This is a genomic window from Streptomyces sp. NPDC002884 (assembly GCF_040295245.1).
GTDB lineage: Bacteria > Actinomycetota > Actinomycetes > Streptomycetales > Streptomycetaceae > Streptomyces.
Genome location: NZ_JBEOVB010000030.1, coordinates 70,006 through 91,387 on the forward strand (window position 1 = coordinate 70,006; position 21,382 = coordinate 91,387).

19 protein-coding genes are annotated in these 21,382 nt (G+C 68.8%); 7 read left to right on the forward strand and 12 right to left on the reverse strand.

Annotation, left to right across the window (positions count from 1 at the left end; translation table 11 throughout):
* Window positions 1-88 precede the first annotated feature (88 nt).
* Complete coding sequence (locus ABT070_RS36715) at window positions 89-649, forward strand: TetR/AcrR family transcriptional regulator (protein WP_351767235.1); 561 nt, start codon at window positions 89-91, stop codon at window positions 647-649.
* A 51-nt stretch (window positions 650-700) separates the two neighbouring features.
* Here ABT070_RS36715 and ABT070_RS36720 read toward each other — a convergent pair whose 3' ends face one another.
* On the reverse strand, window positions 701-1,003 hold the full coding sequence (locus ABT070_RS36720) for an SCO4225 family membrane protein (protein ID WP_351767236.1): 303 nt from the start codon (window positions 1,001-1,003) through the stop codon (window positions 701-703).
* A gap of 320 nt (window positions 1,004-1,323) precedes the next feature.
* Between ABT070_RS36720 and ABT070_RS36725 the strand changes: the two genes are divergently transcribed.
* Complete coding sequence (locus tag ABT070_RS36725) at window positions 1,324-2,037, forward strand: helix-turn-helix transcriptional regulator (protein WP_351767237.1); 714 nt, start codon at window positions 1,324-1,326, stop codon at window positions 2,035-2,037.
* 63 nt (window positions 2,038-2,100) lie between these two features.
* Here ABT070_RS36725 and ABT070_RS36730 read toward each other — a convergent pair whose 3' ends face one another.
* Window positions 2,101-3,021: an oxidoreductase gene (locus ABT070_RS36730; RefSeq protein ID WP_351767238.1), complete on the reverse strand. Its 921-nt coding sequence runs from the start codon at window positions 3,019-3,021 to the stop codon at window positions 2,101-2,103.
* Between the two features lie 280 nt (window positions 3,022-3,301).
* On the opposite strand from ABT070_RS36730, the gene ABT070_RS36735 reads away from it, so the two are divergent.
* Window positions 3,302-3,877 carry a TetR/AcrR family transcriptional regulator gene (locus tag ABT070_RS36735; protein ID WP_351767239.1) on the forward strand — a complete coding sequence of 192 codons (576 nt, stop codon included), beginning with the start codon at window positions 3,302-3,304 and terminating at the stop codon, window positions 3,875-3,877.
* A gap of 48 nt (window positions 3,878-3,925) precedes the next feature.
* Here ABT070_RS36735 and ABT070_RS36740 read toward each other — a convergent pair whose 3' ends face one another.
* The 4 genes from ABT070_RS36740 to ABT070_RS36755 form a co-directional block, all read right to left on the reverse strand.
* Window positions 3,926-4,624, reverse strand: a complete 699-nt coding sequence (locus ABT070_RS36740) for a response regulator transcription factor (protein ID WP_351767240.1) — start codon at window positions 4,622-4,624, stop codon at window positions 3,926-3,928.
* A gap of 40 nt (window positions 4,625-4,664) precedes the next feature.
* Window positions 4,665-5,864 carry a sensor histidine kinase gene (locus ABT070_RS36745; protein WP_351767241.1) on the reverse strand — a complete coding sequence of 400 codons (1,200 nt, stop codon included), beginning with the start codon at window positions 5,862-5,864 and terminating at the stop codon, window positions 4,665-4,667.
* A gap of 268 nt (window positions 5,865-6,132) precedes the next feature.
* Window positions 6,133-6,576 carry a DoxX family protein gene (locus ABT070_RS36750; protein ID WP_351767242.1) on the reverse strand — a complete coding sequence of 148 codons (444 nt, stop codon included), beginning with the start codon at window positions 6,574-6,576 and terminating at the stop codon, window positions 6,133-6,135.
* A gap of 101 nt (window positions 6,577-6,677) precedes the next feature.
* Entirely contained in the window at window positions 6,678-8,906 is a 2,229-nt protein-coding gene (locus ABT070_RS36755; RefSeq protein WP_351767243.1) for an MMPL family transporter, read from the reverse strand.
* Between the two features lie 332 nt (window positions 8,907-9,238).
* On the opposite strand from ABT070_RS36755, the gene ABT070_RS36760 reads away from it, so the two are divergent.
* Together ABT070_RS36760 and ABT070_RS36765 are read left to right on the forward strand one after the other, a co-directional pair.
* Window positions 9,239-9,664, forward strand: a complete 426-nt coding sequence (locus ABT070_RS36760; RefSeq protein WP_351767244.1) for a MarR family winged helix-turn-helix transcriptional regulator — start codon at window positions 9,239-9,241, stop codon at window positions 9,662-9,664.
* Window positions 9,665-9,982: 318 nt separating this feature from the next.
* Window positions 9,983-10,990 (forward strand): formylglycine-generating enzyme family protein, encoded by a 1,008-nt coding sequence (locus ABT070_RS36765; RefSeq protein WP_351767245.1) that lies wholly within the window; start codon window positions 9,983-9,985, stop codon window positions 10,988-10,990.
* Between the two features lie 195 nt (window positions 10,991-11,185).
* Here ABT070_RS36765 and ABT070_RS36770 read toward each other — a convergent pair whose 3' ends face one another.
* Window positions 11,186-11,932: a DUF998 domain-containing protein gene (locus ABT070_RS36770; RefSeq protein ID WP_351767246.1), complete on the reverse strand. Its 747-nt coding sequence runs from the start codon at window positions 11,930-11,932 to the stop codon at window positions 11,186-11,188.
* 257 nt (window positions 11,933-12,189) lie between these two features.
* Between ABT070_RS36770 and ABT070_RS36775 the strand changes: the two genes are divergently transcribed.
* Window positions 12,190-12,663 carry an acyl-CoA thioesterase gene (locus ABT070_RS36775; RefSeq protein ID WP_351767247.1) on the forward strand — a complete coding sequence of 158 codons (474 nt, stop codon included), beginning with the start codon at window positions 12,190-12,192 and terminating at the stop codon, window positions 12,661-12,663.
* On the opposite strand, the gene ABT070_RS36780 is transcribed toward ABT070_RS36775, so the two are convergent.
* The gene (locus tag ABT070_RS36780; protein ID WP_351767248.1) at window positions 12,635-14,725 is read right to left on the reverse strand and encodes an AAA family ATPase; all 2,091 of its coding nucleotides are present in this window, start codon (window positions 14,723-14,725) and stop codon (window positions 12,635-12,637) included. The genes ABT070_RS36775 and ABT070_RS36780 overlap by 29 nt on opposite strands.
* Before the next feature lie 913 nt (window positions 14,726-15,638).
* Here ABT070_RS36780 and ABT070_RS36785 point away from each other — a divergent pair.
* Window positions 15,639-17,669, forward strand: a complete 2,031-nt coding sequence (locus ABT070_RS36785; protein WP_351767249.1) for an ATP-binding protein — start codon at window positions 15,639-15,641, stop codon at window positions 17,667-17,669.
* Window positions 17,670-17,718: 49 nt separating this feature from the next.
* On the opposite strand, the gene ABT070_RS36790 is transcribed toward ABT070_RS36785, so the two are convergent.
* The 4 genes from ABT070_RS36790 to ABT070_RS36805 form a co-directional block, all read right to left on the reverse strand.
* On the reverse strand, window positions 17,719-18,717 hold the full coding sequence (locus ABT070_RS36790) for an RICIN domain-containing protein (RefSeq protein ID WP_351767250.1): 999 nt from the start codon (window positions 18,715-18,717) through the stop codon (window positions 17,719-17,721).
* Between the two features lie 274 nt (window positions 18,718-18,991).
* Window positions 18,992-19,390, reverse strand: coding sequence for a cupin domain-containing protein (locus ABT070_RS36795; RefSeq protein WP_351767251.1), 399 nt, complete (start codon window positions 19,388-19,390; stop codon window positions 18,992-18,994).
* A 72-nt stretch (window positions 19,391-19,462) separates the two neighbouring features.
* The gene (locus tag ABT070_RS36800; protein WP_351767252.1) at window positions 19,463-19,924 is read right to left on the reverse strand and encodes a cupin domain-containing protein; all 462 of its coding nucleotides are present in this window, start codon (window positions 19,922-19,924) and stop codon (window positions 19,463-19,465) included.
* On the reverse strand, window positions 19,921-21,360 hold the full coding sequence (locus ABT070_RS36805; RefSeq protein ID WP_351767253.1) for an amidohydrolase family protein: 1,440 nt from the start codon (window positions 21,358-21,360) through the stop codon (window positions 19,921-19,923). Before ABT070_RS36805 ends, ABT070_RS36800 begins: the two co-directional genes overlap by 4 nt.
* Between the last annotated feature and the right edge of the window lie 22 nt (window positions 21,361-21,382).

Genomic DNA, 21,382 nt, shown 5'->3' on the forward strand with positions numbered 1-21,382 from the left:
CCGGCCGACGAACAGGTCGGCCGGGCCGACCGCCGGGCCCGGGAAAGGGCTCGGCTAGAAGCAATGGAATTGCATTAAGGTGGATCTCATGAGCCCCAAGCCCATGGTTCGCCCCGGAGGGCGCAGCGCACGCGTGCAGGAGTCCGTACATGCGGCAGTCCGTGAACTCGTGGCCGAACTGGGGCGCGAGGCCTTGACGGTCCCTCTGGTAGCGGCACGGGCCGGCGTGACGCCGTCGACCATCTACCGCCGGTGGGGCGATCTCCAGGAGTTGTTCTCCGATGTCGCCGTCGAACGACTGCGCCCTGAGGTGCTTCCGGCCGATCTCGGCAACCTGCGCGACGATCTCGGCGTATGGGCGGAGCAGTTCCTGGAGGAGATGGCTTCTCCTCCAGGGCGCGCCTACATCCGCGACGCGCTCCTCGGCGACCCGGACGGCAGCAATGCCGGCCAGTGCTCGGAGTACGCCGCCGACCAGATCGACATAGTGCTGACCCGGGCGTCGGAACGCGGTGAGGCTGTGCCGGGAACGGAGCAGGTCATGGACCGTGTCGTGGCTCCCATGATGTACCGGATCCTGTTCCGCCCCAGCCTGCTGGACGCCGCGTACGCGCGTGAACTCGTCGACAACGCCCTGGACCGGCCCTGAGGCCCTCGGAAAACCGAGGATCGGCTCAAGTCACCCGCACGGCAATGGGTTTCACGCGCTGACCGTGCTGCGGCGCTTGGCACCCACCACCTTGCCGATGAGCCACGCGTTGACGACGGCGCCGACGGCGCTTGCGACGAAGAGGCCGGCCGTCCAACCGTCGGGCAGGGCGAGGGCCGCCATGCTGACCGGGGCTGTGGCGAGCAGCGGGATCACCGCGGCGAAGGACCCGTCCGCGTGATCCACCAGCGTCGCGTCACCCACGGCCCAGAGCAGCAGGACGGCGCTCACGACGAGGTACCCGATCGAGTACCGGTTTCCCGCGATGGCGCCGACCAGCTTGTTGTTCGACATGACTCTCTCTTTTCACCCGTTGACCACTTGCTTGCGGTCCCAGCTTGTCCGCGACTGCTGTGTCGGGGCATGAGTAGTTGTGCTCATCCCTGACTGGAAACGGAGGCAGGGAGGCTGCCGCTTGCGGCACACCCGCTGGTCGGGGCGGGGTGGCGCAGGCACGTCGGCCGTACCGGACGTCGCACGCGCGGAACGTGACCGGCGTTTGGACATCTCTTGATCTGTCGGGAGGGCTGGCGGCCCCGGCATGCTCAGAACACTTCACGATGGCGCCCGGTACTCGCACGAGGGAAACCGGGCCGAACGGGCCCAGGAGCACCGTGGAACAACCGAACAGCGCTTCGGCTGATGTCTCCGGCGTGGACCGGATCAGGATCGTCGTCCACGCGCCGGATCCCATCAGCCGGGCCGGCGCGATGACCCTGCTCGGAGACAGGGCCGCGGCCGTGATCATCACGGGCGCACAACAGACTCCGGCGTTCCGCACGGGGCCGCAGCACACTGACCACACCGTGGTCGGACTCGTGGTGGCCGATGCGCTCGATACGCCGACTCTGCTCACGTTGCAGGAGCTGAGCCGGGACGGTCTACGGGCGGCACTCGTGGTGACCGCACTCCGGGACGACGAGCTGCCCACCGTGGTCGCGAACGGAGTGAAGGTCATCGTTCATCGGCACGAGGCCACCGCACAGCGGCTGTGGCGGGCTGTTGAAGCGGCCTCCCGCGACGACGTGGACCTGCCTCGGAGCCTGCTGAGCCAGGTGATCGGCCGACTGGCCCGGCGTGCGCCCGGCTCGGGCGGGTCGAGGGTACAGGCGCCCGCTGCCGGGGCCGCCGGCCCCGACCGTCCGTCCGAGCGGGAGCTGGACGTGCTGCGGCTCATCGCGGACGGCCTCAACACCGAGCAGATCGCCGCACAGCTGTCCTGCTCGCAGCGCACCGTCCGCAACGTGGTCCAAGGGCTCACCGAGCGCCTCGGCCTGCACAATCGCCCCCACGCCGTGGCCTACGGCTTCCGTGCCGGACACCTCTGAACGCCTGCCCGGCGCCGACCGTGCGGCGGTGGCCGACGCCGCTCCCCTAGGGGACGGCAGGCTTCAGACGGAATAGCGGACGCCTGTCAGCTCCTCCGAGAGCGTCCACAGCCGTCGCTGGGCCTCGACGTCGTGCGAGCGCGGGTGGGAGTCGGTGCGACGGGGGTCTCCGCGCATCTCGCCGGGGCCTTTCGGGCCGTAGTACTCACCGCCGAGAGCGTTCGGATCCGTGGCGGCGCGCAGCGCTGGCAGTGCGCCGCGTTCCGCGCTGTGGGTCAGCAGTGGCCCGAGGACGGTGTTGAGGAGCCGCATGTGCGCAGGCGCGTTGCGGGTCAGACCGGTGGATGCGCCGCCGGGATGTGCGGCCAGGGCCGAGGTGGGAGCACCCGCGTCGGTGAGCCTGCGGTGCAGTTCGTAGGTGAAGAGGAGGTTGGCCAGCTTGGACTGGGAGTAGGCGGCCTGCCGGTCGTACGACTGGTGCGAGTTGAGGTCCTCGAACGCGATGTGACCGCCCCGGTGGCTGTTGCTGCTGATCGTGACGATCCGTGAGTCGGCGGTGGCCAGAAGGTGGGGCAGGAGGAGGCCGGTCAGGGCGAAATGAGCCAGGTGGTTGGTGCCCATCTGTAGCTCGAAGCCGTCGCTTGTGCGGGTCAGCGGTGTCCACATGACACCGGCGTTGTTGATCAGCAGGTCGATGGTGGAATGCCTGGCGGTGATGTCCCGCGCCGCCTCGTGGACGGACGCGAGGGAGGAGAGGTCCAGGAGCTGTACCTCCACGGAGGCGGCGGGCGTGTCGGTGGTGATCCGGTCGGCGGCCCGGGCTCCGCGCTCGGCGTCGCGCACGGCGAGGACGACGTGCGCCCCGTGCTCGGCAAGGGCGGTCGCGATGGCTAGGCCGAGTCCTGAACTCCCTCCCGTGACAACGACGTTGCGTCCGGTCTGGCTCGGCATGTTTCCCGGTGTCCACGCTGTGCGCTGGTGCATGAGGTATCTCTTCCGTGGTCGTGACGATGGGGCGGGGTGGTGGTTGGGTGTGTGTCGGCATCGCTGCTCAGCTGCCGGCGGATGCCCACGTCGGTGGGGCGTGTCCGCCACTGGTCGGCTGTGGCATGAGATCGTCCCTTCAGGCGGTCGGCGTACCGACCGAGCCGCTGAAGGTGCCCACGCGCTACCCCGGTGACCGGCCTGCAGGGTAAGGTGAACTTTGGTTCATTTTTATCATGAACCATGATTCATCTTTTCGCAAGCGCCCCTTGGAGGGTTCATGACACAGGCCCGAGCGCCGCGAGCCGATGCCGTCCGCAACCGCAAGAAGATCCTTCTCGCAGCCAGGGACCAGATCACCCTGCACGGGCCCGGCGTCGGCATGGACGAGATCGCCGCGGCGGCAGCGGTGGCCGTGGGGACGCTCTACCGTCATTTCCCCACCAAGACCGACCTGGTGGGCGCCGTGATCGCCGAGAGCATCGGAGAGGTGGCGGACGACGCGGAGGCCGCCCAGGAGCGGGTGGAGTCCGGGGCCAGTGCCATGCGGGAGGTCGAGGCCTTTCTCGGCCGGACGGTGGAGGCGTCCGCCAGGGACCGAGTGGTCAAGACAGCCGCTCAGGCCCTAGGCGCCGCCTCGACCGACACGGCGGAGGAGGCCAGGGCGCGTGCCGCGCTGGCCACACTGATCACTGCGGCGCAAAGCTCCGGGGACCTTCACCCGGATGTCACGGTCGAGGACTTCTACCTGCTCCTTTCAACCGCACCCTCCGACCGGTCGCCCGAGGCGCGGGCCCGGTGGCTGACCTTGACTCTGCCGGGACTCACCAGTCGGGGGCGTGCGCATCGCCTCTGATCAACGCTGTCGCCCCGGCGTAGTCCGCGTGGCCGCGAGGATCCGCCGTCATGGCGTGGTGGGGTGGTGCCTCGCCGGAGGAGTGGGTGCTCCCACCAGGCCGCTCTGGTACGCGATCACGACGAGCTGTGCCCGGTCTCTCACGTGGAGCTTCGCCATGGTCCGGTTCACATGTGTCTTGACCGTGACGGTGGCGACGAACAGGCGGGCGGCGATGTCGTCGTTGCTGAGGCCTGCGGCGACCAGGGTCAGTACTTCGGCCTCGCGCGGAGTGAGGGTGGCCAATTGCTCGGGCGTCGCGAGCTGCTCGGTCTCGGGTTGTGACAGGAGCCGGGCGATGAGACCCCGCGTGGCGGTGGCGGACAGCAGGGCGTCGCCGCGCGCGATGGTCCGGATGCCTTCGATCAGTTCCCTGGGGCCGGCCCCCTTGCCGAGGAATCCGCCGGCGCCGGCCCGCAGCGCCTCCAGGACGTAGTGGTCGACTTCGAAGGTGGTCAGGATGAGGACCTTGACACCGGCGAGGTCCTCATCCGCGCTGATGGCACGCGTGGCCTCCAGCCCGTCCATGTCGGGCATCCGGATGTCCATCAGGACGACGTCTGCGCGGGTGGCCCGGACCAGGCGCAGGGCCTCCCGGCCGGTGGACGCCTCGCCCACGACTTCCAGTTCGGGGTCGGACTCGATGAGCGAGCGCAGACCCGCGCGGATGAGTGCCTGGTTGTCGGCGATCAGGATGCGGGTGGTCATGGTTGCTTCCCGGGAGGTCGAGAGGGACGGGGCGGGGTGGTCATGCGTCTGTGCCGCCGGTGAGACCGGTCAGCGGGAGGGCGGCGTGGACGTGGAAGCGCTGGTCGTCGTCGAGGCCGGTGCGAAGGGTGCCGCCGACCGCGTGAGCGCGTTCGCGCATGCCGATCAGGCCGAGGCCGGTGCCACCGCGTTCCGGGAGGGTGGGCCTGAGCGGGGTGGGGTTGGCGATGTCCAGGGTCAGCGCTGTGCGGGTGCGCGCCACGGTGAGCTCGGCCGTTCCGGTGCCGTGACGGTGGGCGTTGGTGAGCGCTTCCTGAATCAGACGGTAGGCGACGAGGTCTGTGGTGGCGGGGAGCGCGGGTATGTCGTCGGCCGGTGTCCAGTGCACCTGGAGCCCGGCGGAACGGTAGGTGCCGATCAGCTGCGGCAGTTGGGCCATACCGGGTGCGGGCTCGATCGGTGGTCGGCCGTCATCCTGTGAGCGCAGGACGCCCAGCAGTCCGCCCAGCTCCTTCAGTGCGGTACGGCTGGCTTTACGGACCTCTCCGAGCGCCTCCGTCGCGGTGGCGGGGCGGGTCGACAGCAGGTGCTCGGCGACCCCTGCCTGCAGGTTTATGACAGCGATGTGGTGGGCGACGACGTCGTGCAGTTCGCGGGCGATGTGCAGACGCTCCTCCGCCACCCGGCGGCGTGCCTCCTCCTCGCGGGTGCGTTCGGCGCGTTCGGCGCGTTCCTTGATCGCGGCGATGTAGGCCCGGTGGCTGCGAACGGCGTCGCCCACCGCGGCCGCCATGCCGATCCAGCCGAACCGCCCCAGCGGATCCCTGGGGTCCGACTGTTCAGGGCTGAACAGGACGGCCACCGCGGCCAGTACGACGGCGACGGGGACGGCGCAGGCCCAGACGGTACGCCGGTCTGTGCGGACGGCGACGGTGTAGACGGCGAACACCACGGGGGCGACGAAGGTCTCCAGGCCGGAGCCGCACGCGACGGCGATCATGGCGATGACCGAGGTGACGGCAAGGGTGTGCAGGGGCCACCGGCGGCGGACGGCGAGCGCGGCACAGGCGAGCGCGAGCATGAGCAGCGCAGGCAGGCTCTTGGTCGGTGCCGGCTGGTAGTCGTCGGGGGAGAGGGCAAGCGGGAGATAGAGCGCCGCGGCGGCGAGGGCGTCGAGTACGCCGGGCTGCCGCCAGGCAAGCAGACGCAGCCTGTCGAAGGCGGCTCCCGCGAAGTCCACTACTCCTGGCTGCCGTTCAGGAGCAGGCGGTTGGGACGTGGTCCTGGCGGCCGGGGTGTCGTGCGTCGGGCGGCGGGGTCCCTTGAGGAAGGTTCGCATGCGGGTCACAGGGCACCTCATGTCGGCCGGGTCGGCGGCTCGGGACGGGGCGGGATATCGACATACGGCGAGCGGGCACGGCAGCGGCTCCGCCGCAGCGCGACTGCGCTGCGGCGGAGCCGACCGGGGTCCTTCGGTGGACGGGCGAGTGGCACCGCCCACGGACGGGTCAGCCGACGGGAGTGCGCGCGGCGTTCGGCCGGCCGAGCCGGGCGGTGTACTCGCTCAGGCTGCCGCGGCGCAGCCAAGCCAGGACGCCGCACAGGGCGAGGACTGCGAGGGGAATCACCGGGTTTCCGTCGTCGACGAGGACCGTCTCGCTCACTGCCGCTCCGACCATGACGCCGGAGAGGGCGAGTGCGGCGAGCGCGGCGAGAAAGGGGACGAGCAGACCGACACCTCCGGCGATCTCGACGGCGCCGGTGACGTACCGCAGCCATTGGCCGGCTCCCACCTCCTCGAAGGTCTGGCGGGTCTGCTCGCCGCCGAGCCACTTCGTGACGCCGCTGAACAGGAAGACGGCCGCGAGCAGGGCCTGCATGACCCAGGCCGTGATGTGCGCGGGCCGGGAGGTCGCGGTGGGCGGTCGGTGGGAGCTGATGTGCTGGTTCATGGAGTCACCTCGGGTGAGGGCGCTGAACTGCGAGCGCCGGTACGGCTGTCGGGATGCGTGGTGACCGGAACGGACGACCGGGTCACCGGTGGGTCGGACGGTCAGACCTTGGTCAGGCCGGAGGTCGGGTCAGAAGTCGAGCCGGTGTCGGCGTGTGCAAGCTCCGGCCGGTCCGCGCCGAGTCGCCCGCGCAGCTTGCCGCCCTCGATGTCGACGTCCGGCAGGAGCCGCTCCAGCCAGTCGGGCAGCCACCAGGCGGAGCGCCCCAGGAGGGTGAGCACAGCTGGTACGAGAGTCATACGGACGATGTACGCGTCCACGAGGACGCCGACGGCGAGGGCGAAGCCCATCATCTTGACCATGGCGTCGGCCGACATCACGAAGCCGAGGAAGACGCTGATCATGATCGCGGCGGCAGCCGTGACCACGCGCGCGCCGTGGGTGAAGCCGGAGACGACGGCCTCGGTCGGCCCGGCGCCGTGCACGTACTCCTCCCGCATCCGGGCCACCAGGAACACCTGGTAGTCCATGGCGAGGCCGAAGACGATGCCGATCAGGAAGACCGGCATCATGCTGACGATCGGCCCGGTCTGGGCGACCCCCAGCAGTCCGGCGAGCCAACCCCACTGGAAGACCGCCACGACGGCACCGAAGGTCGCGGCGACGGTGAGGAGGAATCCCAGGACGGCCTTGACGGGGACGAGCACCGAGCGGAACACCAGCATCAGGAGCAGCATCGCCAGGCCCACGACGACCGCGAGGTAGGGGATCAGCGCACTCTGCAGCCGGTCGGACATGTCGATGTTGAGCGCGGTCAGGCCGGTGACGGCGATCGTCGCCCCGGTCGAGGCGCGCAGGTCCTGACCCTGGTCGCGGATGGCCTTGACCAGGTCGGTGGTGGACTGGGCATTGGGGCCGCCGTCGGGAACGACCTGCAACAGGGCGGTGTCGCCTGCCGGGTTGACGTTGGCAGGGGAGACGTTCTTCACGTCTGGCAGTGTCTTGACGTCTTCGCTCACTTGCTGTGCCGCGGTCTTCGGGTCGGCGCCCGACTCCGTGCTGACCACGATGACCAGCGGTCCGTTGAATCCCGCCCCGAACCCGTCGCTCACCAGGTCGTACGCCTTGCGCTGAGTGGTCTCCCGAGAGGCCATGCCGTCGTCGGGCAGCCCGAGGCGCAGGTCGAGAGCGGGCAGCGCGGCGACTCCCAGCCCCAGGGTCGCCACGATGAGTACGGCCACCGGGCGGCGCGTCACCAGGGTCACCCATCGGCGTCCCATGGTCGCGCTCTCCCCTTCCCTTTGTTCCTTCCCTTCCGCGCTGTGCGGGGTGACACGGCGGCTGGCGAAGCCGAGGAGTGCGGGGAGCAGGGTGATCGCGATCAGGACGGCGACCGCGACGGTGGCTGCGGCACCCAGGCCCATCTGTGTGAGGAACGGAACGCCGACCACGGAGAGTCCGGCCAGGGCGATGATGACGGTGAGCCCCGCGAACACGACCGCGGACCCGGCGGTGCCCATGGCGCGGCCCGTCGCCTCCTCGCGGTCGGAGTCCTCGGTGAGTTCATTGCGATAGCGGGAGACCACGAGCAGCGCGTAGTCGATCGCGACCGCCAGGCCGATCATCAGGGACAGGGTCTCGGTCGCAGGGGAGAGTTCGACGAACCCGGTCAGTGTCATGATGCCGGTCAGCCCGATACCCACGCCGATCAGCGCGGTGGCCAGCGGCAGGCCCGCCATCAGCATGGACCGGAAGGTGATGAGCAGGACCAGGGCGGCGATGGCGACACCGATGATCTCAGTGAAGCCGCCGGGCTCCTCGCCCTCCATGGCGTCCCCGCCGATCTCGACGGTCAGCCCCGCTTCGCGGGCTTCGTCGGCGGCCTTCAGCAGGGCGTCGTGGGAGCCCGTGCTCACCTCCTCCCCGGGGACCTTGTATGTCACCTCGCTGAAGGCGATCGCCTTGTCGGGGCTGACGGTGCCCGCGTCGAACGGGTCCTGCGCGCCGACGACCTGCGGTCCGTCGGCGAGTGAGGCCACCGTTCGGTCGAGGACCTGCCGGTTGGCCGGGTCGGCGAGCGTCGAGCCGTCAGGGGCGGCGAACACCACGCGAGCCGTGGCGCCGTCGGCTGCCGCCTGCGGGAACTTCTCCTCCAACTGGTCCAGTGCGCGCTGGGCCTCCAGGCCGGGGATCCGCTGGGCTTCCGAGGTGGGACCGGACAGGGTGACGGCTCCCGCCACACCCGCTGCCAGGAGGACGAGCCACATCAGCAGCACAAGACGTCGTCGCCGGAACGACCACCGGCCGAGTTGGTAGAGCAGGACAGCCATGAAGAACTCCAAGACATGAAACGAAGAAGGGCGTACGGGGTCGCGGCCAGGGGGTACCGGCCGCGGACGGGGCGCTGATCACGCGGTGACCGGGGGAGACCAAGGGGAGAGCTGGCGCATTTCGGACGGATGCCGGAGAGTGCTCCGGCGCCGCCGACCGGCGGCGGCTGAGATGTTGGCATCGGCCGAGTTGTCGACCGGACGGAAAGCGTCGAGGCGGGTGTACCGCACGACGCGGCCGGGCCGGGGCCCGGAGGGCCTTTCTTTTATTGAATGACTCAAGGTTATTCTTTGAGCTACTCAATGAGTTTGTCAAGCGATACTCTATGGACATGCCTTCGCAAGCCGACACGGCCGTTCTCGCCCACCAGGTCGCCACCCTGTCCCAGCTCATCAGGGAACACATGAGTGACCTGCTGCAGGAGCTGGACATCACCGAACCGCTGGCCAACCTTCTGTGGTACGCCGACGCGCAGGCCGACCCCGTCCCGCTGCGCAGGCTTGCCGTGCGGCTGCACTGCGATCCCTCCAACGTGACCCTGATGTGCGCCAAACTGGAGGAGAAGGGGCTGGCCCAGCGCCAGCCGCACCCGAAGGATGGCCGTGTACGCACGCTGGTGGCGACTGAGGCGGGCCGCGCGGTTAGGGACCGGCTGCTGGAGCGAGCCCATGCCACGCCGTCGCTGAGTGCACTAGACACCGACGAACGCACCGCCCTCCAGACTCTGTTGTCGAAGGCGCTCGCCGCAGGAAAGTGAGAGCGAGTGCGTCGCGTCGCCAACCCGGCTCCCATGGCGCGCGGTTGCTGAGATCGCGGCGCTCGCGGCGGGCGGGCGGCGTCCTCTTTCCTGGTCAGACATGAGGGCGTACATGAGTGTCTCCAAGGAGCGGGAAGGTGTTCCGATGCCGCCAAGACTGGCCCGGGCGCCCGTGTCGCACGTCCTCCAACTGCAGACACTTGAGGCACCGGCTTGTACTGCGGTCGCAGCAGAGGGCGTTGTCTGCGAGGGGCTGACGCGGACGTTCGGGCTGGGAGCGAGGGTTGGTCGGACCCCCGGCTCATTTCAGGAGCGTTCATGACCCCAGCCGAACCGACCTCGCTCTCGGGCTCGGGTGCGAGCCGACCGGACCGCAACGGTGGCCGACGGCCACTGCGTGCCCTCCTGCTCGGGGCCACCGCGGTCGCGGTGCTGGCCGCCTGCCAGACCGGGCCCGAAGGGTCCGGGGTGAGCGGCCGCGTACCCGATCCGGCAGCCACCCGTACACCGGCGGGAGCTCTCGGGACGGTCCTCGTGCCGACTGGCGACTACCGCCTCGGCGCCGACGCCGGACCCGCCGACGAACGCCCCGCCCACACCGTGCACCTGGACGCTTTCCGTCTCGACCGTTATCCCGTGACCAACGCGGACCTCGCACGCTGGGCGAACGGCAACAAGGACCGGCTGCACAATGCCGCAGGAGGCCAACAGGTCCCGGCCGACCCACGGATGCCCCGCGAACCGGACGCCGTACGGGACAGCGACGACCGTGACCTGTTCGTCCCCGCCGACGCGGACGGCAACTCGCACCTCACGCGCAGCAACGGCAGTTTCGACGTCGAGAGCTCGTACGCCGATCACCCGGCCACCGAAGTGACTTGGTGGGGGGCCTACAGCTACTGCCGTGACCGCGGAGCACGGCTGCCCACGGAGGCGGAGTGGGAAGCCGCGGCCCGGGGTGCGAATGGCCGGACCTATCCGTGGGGCGATCAGGAACCGAACGACCGTCGAGCCCGGTACGGCCGCGACTCGGGCGGCACATCCCCGGTGGGCGCCCATCCCGACGGGGCAACCCCCTCCGGCATTCATGACCTGGCCGGGAACACGTACGAATGGACCAGCACCCTGTATCGCCCGTACCCCTACGAGGCCGACGACGGCAGGGAGGAAGTCACCTACTCCGCAGAGGAACGCGTGACCCGCGGTGGCGCCCACGACGACGAGGTCGCCGCACTGCGCGGCGCCTACCGCACCGGCTACTCCCGTGAGCCACAGGGCGGACATCACCACATCGGCTTCCGATGCGCCGCCGACCCTCGCTCCTGAAGCGACCACTGGTGGTCGAGGAGCTCTGGGCCTGTCCCGCATGAACGTGTCTCTCCCGATGAGGCAGGGCGCACCGGACTGCGCCCTCGAAGGCCGGCACGGCAACCTCCGCACGAGCCACCGGTCAACTCCAGCCCGATCCCTGGTCAATTCCTGACCGGAGATCGGGCCGCGGACGTTCCCCTGGGGGTTGGCTCAGCCTCTCCCGCGCAGAACTTCCTGGGCGGTCGGCGATCCGGAGGCACGGACAGCCCAGACGCCGACGACGAGAACGGTGACGGCCTCGGCGCCGACCAGCAGGCGCTCCACGATTCCGATCGGGAGGATCTCCCACCACGGCGTTCCCGTGCGGACCATCTGGCCCACCGCATAGAGGATCGGGGCGAAGGCGAGAGCGGACAGCAGACCGAGCCGACGGATCCGGCCGGCGTAGGAGCCCCAGGTGGCGGACCGCCTCCACGGACGGGCGAGGAGCTGTGCCGCGATCGGCAGACTGACGAAGGCGATGAGGCTGGCCACTCGGTGTATCTCGCCGCCGAGCGTGTCCTCCACGAGTGCCCGGTCCTCCTTGGGCACCAGCGCGACCACTGTGAGCCCGGCCGACCACAACACGGCGGCGATCGCCGCGCCGGATCGCCACCGTGCGATCCGGCTCGACACGAGCGCGGCGACGACGGCCAGCGAACCGAACGCGAGCGATAGCACCGCCGCACCGAAGAGCCACCGCTGCGGCCCCAACCCGTACTCACTGATCGTGTGACGGAGCATTCCGGGCGACACGATCGCGAGCCGCACATCGAGCGCGACGATCGTCAGCACAGTGAAGACGGCAGCCGCCGTACCGCTCACAGCCAGCACACGTGCGGGTGAGGTGAGACGGTCGGTCGACCTGCGGGGGAGAGTCCCGGGGGCGGGTGGGACGACGGTCGGTGCCTTTTCCATGCGTCGAGACTGCCCGTCGATCTGCGCCGGGTCGTCGTCCCGGCGCGGACACGTGGTCGTACCGCGAACGCAGTATGCAGGTGAAGTGAGCAGGCTTTGACCTGTGGATGAGCATCCGGCGGACCGAACATGAGAGGCAGGGAGGCGGATCCGCGCGTGCTTGCGCCGAAGGGCCGCAAACACGGCGGCACGCAACTCCCGTACCGGGACGCCGCAGCCGTGTCCGGTCTACTTCATTGGGTTCATCAGGAGAGAACATGAGCAACAACGACACCGCCGAGCCCGGTATCGCGCCCACCGACGGCCACCACCAGTCGGTCCCGGTGCACTTCGGTGACCTCGACTCCTTCGGAATGGTCCACCACGGCCAGTACGCGGCACTCTTCGAACGAGGGATCACCACCTACTGGATGGAGCGCGGAGTGTCGTTCGACCGGGCGAAGTCGCATATCACCGATGTTCTGCAGGTCGTGCGCAAGATGGAGATTACGTACGACATGCCGATCACGGAGGTCGGTGAGGTCCAGGTGCACTTCTGGATCGACCGCATGGGGCGGACTAGCTACACGTACGGCTTCCGCGTGTTGTCGGCGGACCGGACCGTGGTGCACGCCACCGGTCAGCGCGTCCAGGTCAATCTGGACCCCGTTACGCTGCGTCCCTTGCCGTTCGGCGAGGACGCGCGGGCCGCGGCCCTTCCTCTCATGCCGGCGTCCGGGTCAGGAGCCTGACCGCGGCTGCCCGACGGGGGGGAGTTCCATGGATCTCCAGCTGCCACAGCAGACCGCAGATCCGTTCCAGGGCGGCGGCGAGGTGCCTGCGGTAGGTGCTGAACGAGATGTGCAGCCGCTCGGCGACCGCCTCCTGGTTGGGTACGCGCTTGAAATAGGTGGTGGTGACGACCTTGTGCAGCTGCTCGTCACGGGCGGTGCCGTGCAGGGTCTCGATCGACATGGCGACGGCGTCGCGCAGGGCGTCGACCGCGTCGGTTCCGGGATGCTCGACCACCAACCTGCTGCGCACCAAGGGGTTGGCGAGCAGCTCATCCGGGCGGTGCCACGCGGTGAGCGCCGCCCGCACGGCCTCGTCAAACTCCTGGCGGGTGAGGACCACACAGCCGCCGGTCCGGTGCGCCGTCCTGCCCGCTTCTAGACCGCCCAGTTCCAGCGTGACGCTGAAGTCGAGCCAGATCCGCGGCGGGATGACCCGCCAGTCGTGGGCGTAAAGGGACTGGATCCGCTCCCCGGTGCGAACCGGATCGGTCAGCAGATGCTGGTCCATGTAGGCCATCAAGGGGTGCCAGAAGGAGTTCTCCGCCATCGCGATGTAGGACCACGCCAGACGGTCGGCCAGCACGAACTCGTACACCGCACGGTGCAGGAAGAGATCCATTACCGGCGAGGGCCGCTCGCACTCCTTCGGCTCCAGCAGGAACCGGACGATCTCCAGATGTTCCCCGTCCCTCATCGGAGTGCTGCCGCGGCTGTGTTCCCAGGCAGCCGACACGACGGGGTCGGCCGCGAGTTCCGCCGGGTCCGGCCGGTCCATCGTCAGACAGGCCCATACAGCCACGATCCGGCGGGAGTCCGTCCTGCGGCAGACACGCAGTGCCTGGGGCCGCCTGCCGATCCAGAAAGCGGTCAGGTCTTCCGCATCGGGTCCCTCCGCGTCCCTCACCAGCGAGAGCACCTCGTCGGCGTCCTCAGGTACGAAGGTGTCCTCGTGAACATTGCCGTCGGCCTGCCAGGTCACGTATTGAGACAGGAAGCCGTTGGTACGGTGGAGATAGGTGAGGGCCGCCATGGCGGGCAGCACTGCCGTGCCCTCTGCCGCTTTCGCGCGGGTCAGGAGGTGGGCGTGCAGTCCGCGGTGCATGGTCTCGTACGTTTGTGGGTCCCGCCAGCGCAGGTCCGTGTCGAGGACCTCTCTGACGACGTCGTGCGGGAACAGGCCGTGCCGGCCGGTCTCGACGAAGGGCAACTCCCGCAACCAGGAGAACAGTTCGGCCGCCGGGGCGTCGGGCAGCGCTTCCCTCAGCAGTTCCTCGGTCGTGGCGAGCGCGTGGGCGCACACCTCCAGGGCCCGGCGGTGCGCGATGTCCGGTAGCGCGCCCACGAGTTGACCGAGCAGTGTCTTGATGACGTTCGAACTGGCGGCGGAATGGGTGTGCATGCGTTCGCCGTGCAGCGACACGTCGGCCGCGAGCCGCAGGGCCAACGGGTGACCGCCCGCGAACGCGATCAGGGGGGCCTGCTCGTCCGCGGGAATCCCGCGTGAGGTGAGCAGGGTCCCGGCATCCTCGGAGGGCAGGTCTTGGAGCCGTACGACGTGCAGCAGACCGTCCCAGCCGGGGTCGGTGTGCCAGGGGAGAGAGGGCGGCCGCCGCCCGGCGACGACCGCGACCGTGTCGCCGGGCAGAGCGGGCAGGTAGCTCTCCCGCAACCAGCGTTCCAGGCCCTGGCACCGCTCGAAGGTGTCGACGAGCAGAACCACCCGCTCGTCGGCTCCCACCGGACCGGCCTCTGCCTCGAAGTCTTCCTCCCGCGCGGTGAGGTCACGGCCGTCGACCGTGATCACCCGGCGGCCCTGCGCGCGCGCCTCATCGGCAAACCGGGCGAGCAGTGCCGACTTACCCACGCCCCCGGGCCCGTGCAGGTACAGGACACCGAAGGCACCGGGGGCGCCGCTCAGCGCCGCCGTGAACTGAGCCAGTTCCTCGGAACGGCCGACGAACGACGCGCCGCGCGCCGATCGGAGACGCTCTGCCAGCCGACCGTGCGGAAGTTGAGACATGAAGCAAACTTAAACGATGGAGGCGCTTGCTCAGGCCACCTGGGGCAGTCGGCAGCCTGATCGCCCTGCGATCGTCGTCCGTGAACTGCTCGAGCTCGTAGCGGGCACCGTCTTCACTGCCCGACCGTCACAGCCCCGACAGGCAGAGTTGTCGACAACTGCGCGGTCAAATCCGTCGTGGAGTACGACCCGGTGTCCAACCGCCTGGTCCGACCTGCCCCGACTCGGCACTCCCGTGCTCCGGGCGGGTGGCGGCTGCGGCATCTATCGGATCGGGGGAATGTCCTCCACGGGCTGGCCTCAAGGTCCGCTGCACCTGGGCTACCGGGTACCGGTCGACCTGCCGCTGACCGCGCCCCGACGGTTCGCCGTCGACCTGCCCCCCGACACATACCGCCCCCCGGTCTCCGGTCCGGGGGGCGGTGTGTGTCGGCGTCCCCTGATCGGGGTGTCCGGCCTCGAGGTCGCGACGACCGCCATTTCCTGACGCCGCTTTTGCGATCCGCCCCTCGCCGAGGCCTGACAGTCCTCGCGGCCGTTCCTGTTGCGTGCGCTGTGGCGTTGGGACCCGGCATCGTCTGTCTTGACGCGTTGCCGCGGGAGGCCTCGGCCTGACTGATCGCCGTCGCCCCTGCTGGCCCGCCTACCTCGATCGTCCTGCGGTCTCGCCGAAGTGCTCGTGGTACGGCGCTCTCCTGACCGTTGTGGCAATCGGGGACCCTGCACAGCTGACGGATGAACCCTGCATATCGTGTTTTGCGTCCCAGGATCCGTGGGGCTGTGCATGGAACAGGAACGCTACGCATGTCGCACGCCCATGTATGTGGATGCCACATAGCGCAGACCGACGCAGGAGGAGTGAGTCTTGAACGCCGCCCCGTCCAGGGATGGAACGACGGTAGGAACGGAGCCCTTGGCAGGCGGCTTGAGCGCACGGCTGCGTGCCGCACGTGAAGGTGCTTTCGTCGGACGGGCCGCCGAGCTCTCGCTCTACCGACGGGCGCTCGACGCCGAACCGGGCGCACCGGTGGTGCTGCACGTCCACGGTCCCGGCGGCGTCGGCAAGTCGACGCTGTTGCAACGCTTCGCCGACGAAGCCGAAAAACTTGGGCGCACGGTCGTGCACCTCGACGCGCGCACCTTGCGTCTCACACCCGCAACCTTCAGCCAGGAAGCGTCGTGTGTCACGACAGCGTGCGGTTCGGTGTTGCTGGTCGACACGTTCGAACGTTGTCAGGGCTTGGAGGACTGGCTGCGTGAGACCTTCCTGCCCCGCCTGGCCGACACGGCCGTCGTGGTGTTGGCCGGCCGACAGCCTCTCGGCTCCCGCTGGCGCACGGATCCCGGCTGGCAGCAGGCACTGCAGAGCCTCGGGCTGCGCAATCTGACTCCCGAGGAAGCGGAATCCATGCTGATCGCGCGAACCGTTCCGGTACAGGAACGGGCGGCGGTCATGGCTTTCGCGCGAGGTCACCCTCTGGCCCTCGCCCTGGCTTCGGACAGGTCCGGCAGTGCTTTCACGGCCGGGGTACGGGAGAATCCGCCGCACGATGTCATCAGCGCGCTGCTGGCCAGGGTTGTCGACGACGTTCCTTCACCACTTCACCGGCAGGCGCTGGAGGTGTGCGCCCACACCAGGACGACGACCCAGGACCTGCTGCGGGCTGCTCTGCCCATCGAGGATGCGGGGCCCCTCTTCGACTGGCTGAAGAGACTTCCCTTCGTCGCGGCGGGCAACGCGGGCCTGTACCCTCACGACGTTGTCCGCGACGCTCTCGACCACGACCTGAGATGGCGTGACCCCGCTGAGTTCGTGGCCATGCATCACCGTCTTCGCTCCCATCTCCTGCGGCAGGCCGCGACCGCCACCGGCGACGCCGTGCTTCCCGCCATGGACGCGCTCAAGTACCTGCACAGGGCCGGAGGGATCACTCGCCGCTTCTTCGTCTTCGACGATCAGGCGGAGGCCTACGAGGACAGGTGCACCGAGGCCGACGCGCCGACGGTGCTCCGCCTGGCACACAAGGCCGAGGGCCCCGAAGCCGCGACCGCTGTCGAGTACTGGCTGCGCAGACAACCGGAAGCCTTCTACGTGCACCGGGACCCCGCCACCGGTGAGGCGGTCGCGTTCCTGGCCTGGCTGACGCTCGAGGAACCACTGAGCGAGGACGTGGAAGCCGATCCCGTCGTGGCGGAGGCCTGGCGGTACGCCCTGCGCACCAAGCCGGTGCGTGAAGGCGAGCACATCGTTCTGGCCCGGTTCATCGTGTACCCCGAGCAATACCAGCGTCCCTCACCGGTGATGGACCTGATGATGCACCGGGTGCTCGCAGGGTTCCTCCATGCCAAGCGACGCGCGTGGTCGTTCATCGTCCTGGAGGACACCGCTTTTTGGGAACCGCTCATGTCATTCTCCGAGCACCAACTCGTTCCGGAGAAAGCAACGCTCGGCGACCGCACTTGGAGCCTTTTCGGCCACGATTGGCGCAGCGTGCCGGTGTCCACGTGGCTAGACAGCACCGCGGAGGAGGAACTGTTCGGCCGGGACGTACGTCGCCCCCCGGCCGAATCGGAACTGATCGTTCTCTCGCGACCCGAATTCGACGCGGAGGTGCGCAACCTGCTTCGGTTGTGGCACCGAACGCATGACCTGAATCAGAGCCCGCTGATCCGGAGCAGACTGGTGGACCACAGGGGACCCGCCCCCGTCGAGGGGCTGCGCTCGGTCATCATGGAAGCAGTCGACCTGATGACCAACGATCCGCAGGAGCGGAGATACCACCAGGTCCTCACCAAGACCTACTTCGACGCCGTGCAGTCACAAGAACGTGCGGCGGAACTCCTGCATATGTCCTTCAGCACCTATCGCAGGTATCACACCCGGGGCCTCGAACTGGTCACCGACCGGCTCTGGGAACTGGAGATCGCAGGATCCGGCGCGTGAGCCGACCTCTCCTCCGTAACACGCTCAGGGCCTCCCGGATGGACAGCCGTCATGAGGTGCTCCACCGCTGGTTGTCGCGGCCGTTACATTCCCAGAGCACCACCTGTGTGCCGCTCGCGCCTCCGAAGACGTCCAGACACTTTCCGCTCGCCGCGGACACCAGTGAGCTCCCGACCAGACCGAACTCCTGCTCAGCCGACTGGTCACACGGTCTGAGTATCACGGGAGCCCGGTCCTTGGTGCCGGTGATGGAGGCGCAGAGTCCGCCCTGGTTCAGATTCCTGTCCGAACTGATACTCCAGGACTGGGCCGATGCGCTGCCACAGGCCGCGACCGAGAGTTCGGAGCCTGCTTCGGATCCGGTCAGGCATGTGCCTCCGGACTCGACGACAAGAGCCGTCTCCGGTTGGGTTGCGGCGTCGCCGTCTTCGCTGTCGCCGCCTTCATCCCGTGCTCCGCCTTCGCCAGCCGCTGTGCCCGCCCGAGGTGAGTTCTTGGCGTCGTCGGGATGTGTCTCAGTCTTGGACGCAGGGCCGGAGACCGAGGCGGACGCGGTGTCGGAAGGCAGCAGGGCAGCGTCCCCAGAGGCGCCGGCTGAGTGGCCTGCACCGAAGCTCTCCCCGTCGGTGACACTCGACCGGCGAAGCTCATCGGCCAAGTCGTAGGGTGGACGCCCGGTTTGCTCAGCGCCACTGCGGCCCGAGACAGCAATGGTGGTAGCCACCGCCGCGACGATCAGGACTGCGGCCGAGGCGATGATCCACCCACCGGCCCGCCTCGGCCCTCGTCTCTGGGCGTCGTTCGTCGCCGGAGGGGCGGTCGTGGGCTCTTCGAGGCGGCCGGGGCGTGAGCGGGGTCGAGGATGGGTCGTTCCGTCGACTACCTCGGCGCTGGAACGATGTGCTGCGGCGGCGCGGGCGAGCGCCGCGCGGGCAGCGGTCAGTTTTGCCGCGTCGCTGTCTCCAGAATGCCTCTCCGGCTGTGACTTGACGCGTTGCGCTACGTCCCGTTTGGGCAGCTCTGGCATCCTCTTGTGCTCCTCGTACATGCATGGCGCTCAGCCGAATGCGCGGTTCCGGGTGGTGCGGCAACTCGGGGGGGGGGGGGCTCGGAAGGCCAGGCCGCAGGAAGGGCATATCGCGCCGCCGCCCCCTGTTTCCATCCTGGTGCGCCGTGCGGGCCCGTGAAAGAGCAGTCCCTGTTCATTCGGTGCCCATCTCTGGACCGGTGGTCCGGCTCCGCCGCATGTCGCAGAAGCGCCCCCCGTCGCGACACTCGTGTCTGGACGGGGGGCGAGGTGGCCCCGTTGTGGGGCCGGTCGGTCAGGCGGGTTCGACGGTGTCAAGCTCGACGTCGATGTGCTGGGATCCCTGTCCGGGATAGCCAAGGGCGAAGGCCAGAGCACGGAACGTCTCGGATGACGAGACGCGGATCTGGTGCGGTGTGCCGGGCTCGGTGTAGATCAGGTCGCCGACCTTGATGACGCGGGCCTCGTCCGCGACCTGCATGACGGCCTCGCCCTGGACGACGAACCAGAATTCGTGCGTGGGGTGGTGGTGGGCGGCCATGGTGGTACCGCCCGCGACTTCGAAGACCGAGACCAGGGCGAGGTAGGTGCCCGCGGTGGCCTTCTGCAATGCCTCTTTGGGGATGAGGTACTTGCTGCTGGCGGTGCCGAGATGCTCGGGCACGGCCTCCATGTCGACGGACCGGACGTCCATGTGTGTTCCCTACTGGTGGGTGGCACGCTGTCGGATGTATCGGAGGGGTTGTGGCAGGGGTGTGGTGTCCTGTCAGAGGCGTACGCCGTGGCGCTCCCACAGTTCCTCGGCCCACCCCGGGACGCCGGTCACGCCGTAGCGCTGCTGGAGGGCGGCCCGGGCGTCGTTGTCGTCCGGGCCCAGGGCGGAGAGGGCGAGGAAGTAGTCCTCGAAGGTGGCCGGGGTACTGATCTCGAGGATCCGGATTGTCGTCGTACCGGCGTTCCAGACGGTGTGGGGGATCATTCGGGGCTTGACGATCGTCTCCCCGGCTGCGGCGTTCCATTCCCTGTCGCCGATGCGGACGCCGAGTTCGCCGTCGAGGACGATGTTGACCTGGTCGTGGTCGGTGTGGACGTGCGGCCAGAACAGTGTGCCGGGGGCGATGGACTGTTCGACGATGCTGAGCGCGCCGCCGCTGTCGGAGCCGAGCGCGCGGAACAACGTCGGGATGCCGCCGATGGTGACCTGCTGGTCCTGCCGGGGTGTGTTCATGAGCGGTCCTTGTACATCGGGATCTCGACCGGCGGCTGGGGGATGACACCGCCGTGGGACTCGGCTTGCTCGTAGAGGTATTCGTGGCTGTCCCGCATGGTCCGCAGGGCGGCGTCGACATCGACGTGCACGAGCTTTCCTCCGCGTTTGACGACCTTCCCGGCGACGAGGACGGTGTCCACGTTTCCGGAGTTGGTGTGTCCGATGACGGCGCCGATCGGGTCGTTGCGGTACCAGCCGGCCTGGCTGATCCCGCGCATGTCGAGGAGGACGATGTCGGCCTGCTTGCCGGGGGTCAGCGAGCCGACCCGATCGCCGAGGCCGGCGGCGTGGGCGCCGTTGACGGTCAGCCAGGTCATTGCGTCCCGGGCGGTCCAGGTCCTGGTCTGCGGGGCGGTCCACTGCTGGTAGCCCGGCTCGTCGGTCTTCCACCGGGTGACCTGCAGCGTGAGCCGGGCCATGCCGATGAGGTCGCCGCCGGTGCCGATGACGCAGTCGTTACCGATGCTGGGGCCATGGGTGAACCGGGTGGCCTCGGCGATCGACGGGAAGCCCATGCCCATCTGCATCTCGGTCTCCGGGCAGATGGACACCGAGGCCCCGGCGTCGTGCAGCAACTGCCATTCGTACTGGCTCATGAAGCTGCAATGCACGAAGAGCATGTCGGGGCCGAGGATGTCAGCCTTGCCGAAGTGGGCGATGTCGGCGTACATCTGGCGGACGCAGTGCTGGTTGGCGTGTACGACGATCCGGGCGCCGAGTTCGCGGGCGTCGACGACCTCGCGGGCGATCTCCTCCATCGGGGCGATCGGCAGCTCCTGGGGACAGATTCCGAAGGTGAGCAGCTGATCTTTGCTGGAGAAGTACTTGTCGCGGATCTGTGTGGCGAGGGCGAGCCGTTCCGCGTAGTGGCCGAGTTCGCCGACGGGCATGCCGTCGGGCGGTGACTCGTCCCAGCCGTTGGAGGTGACCGGGGTGAGCGCGTGTCCGTAGAGGGCGCGCACGCCGGAGTCGCGGAGTCCGGAGACGGCTGCATGGGCGTGGTCGGCGGTGACGATGTTGTGGCAGTAGTCGACGACCGTGGTCACGCCGCAGTTCAACGCGTCCAGAGCGCCGAGATAGTTGCCCGCGTACATGTCCTGCGGGCGGTAGAGCTCGGCGAACTGCAGCCGGATGGCGCGGATGTAGTCGGGGACGACCCAGTCGACGCCGACACCGCGCAGCGGGGTCTGCCAGAGGTGGCGGTGGGTGTCGACCATTCCCGGCATGGCGATCATGCCGTGGGCGTCGATCACTTCGGCGTCGATACCAGTGTCGGCCAGGCCGGGGCCGACGGCGACGATCTTTCCGCCCTCGACGAGGATGTCACTGTTGCGCAATTCTCCGGCGGCGGGATCCATGGTGATCACGTCAGCGCCCTTGACCAGCAGTTTCATGAGAGGACTCCTTTGGCTCTCC

What these genes read in the sequence shown, in the direction of transcription:
- ABT070_RS36715 (WP_351767235.1), top strand. Translation starts at nt 89, where the DNA reads ATGAGCCCCAAGCCCATGGTTCGCCCCGGAGGGCGCAGCGCACGCGTG.
- ABT070_RS36720 (WP_351767236.1), bottom strand. Translation starts at nt 1,003, where the DNA reads ATGTCGAACAACAAGCTGGTCGGCGCCATCGCGGGAAACCGGTACTCG.
- ABT070_RS36730 (WP_351767238.1), bottom strand. Translation starts at nt 3,021, where the DNA reads ATGCACCAGCGCACAGCGTGGACACCGGGAAACATGCCGAGCCAGACC.
- ABT070_RS36735 (WP_351767239.1), top strand. Translation starts at nt 3,302, where the DNA reads ATGACACAGGCCCGAGCGCCGCGAGCCGATGCCGTCCGCAACCGCAAG.
- ABT070_RS36740 (WP_351767240.1), bottom strand. Translation starts at nt 4,624, where the DNA reads ATGACCACCCGCATCCTGATCGCCGACAACCAGGCACTCATCCGCGCG.
- ABT070_RS36750 (WP_351767242.1), bottom strand. Translation starts at nt 6,576, where the DNA reads ATGAACCAGCACATCAGCTCCCACCGACCGCCCACCGCGACCTCCCGG.
- ABT070_RS36755 (WP_351767243.1), bottom strand. Translation starts at nt 8,906, where the DNA reads ATGGCTGTCCTGCTCTACCAACTCGGCCGGTGGTCGTTCCGGCGACGA.
- ABT070_RS36760 (WP_351767244.1), top strand. Translation starts at nt 9,239, where the DNA reads ATGCCTTCGCAAGCCGACACGGCCGTTCTCGCCCACCAGGTCGCCACC.
- ABT070_RS36765 (WP_351767245.1), top strand. Translation starts at nt 9,983, where the DNA reads ATGACCCCAGCCGAACCGACCTCGCTCTCGGGCTCGGGTGCGAGCCGA.
- ABT070_RS36770 (WP_351767246.1), bottom strand. Translation starts at nt 11,932, where the DNA reads ATGGAAAAGGCACCGACCGTCGTCCCACCCGCCCCCGGGACTCTCCCC.
- ABT070_RS36775 (WP_351767247.1), top strand. Translation starts at nt 12,190, where the DNA reads ATGAGCAACAACGACACCGCCGAGCCCGGTATCGCGCCCACCGACGGC.
- ABT070_RS36780 (WP_351767248.1), bottom strand. Translation starts at nt 14,725, where the DNA reads ATGTCTCAACTTCCGCACGGTCGGCTGGCAGAGCGTCTCCGATCGGCG.
- ABT070_RS36790 (WP_351767250.1), bottom strand. Translation starts at nt 18,717, where the DNA reads ATGTACGAGGAGCACAAGAGGATGCCAGAGCTGCCCAAACGGGACGTA.
- ABT070_RS36795 (WP_351767251.1), bottom strand. Translation starts at nt 19,390, where the DNA reads ATGGACGTCCGGTCCGTCGACATGGAGGCCGTGCCCGAGCATCTCGGC.
- ABT070_RS36800 (WP_351767252.1), bottom strand. Translation starts at nt 19,924, where the DNA reads ATGAACACACCCCGGCAGGACCAGCAGGTCACCATCGGCGGCATCCCG.
- ABT070_RS36805 (WP_351767253.1), bottom strand. Translation starts at nt 21,360, where the DNA reads ATGAAACTGCTGGTCAAGGGCGCTGACGTGATCACCATGGATCCCGCC.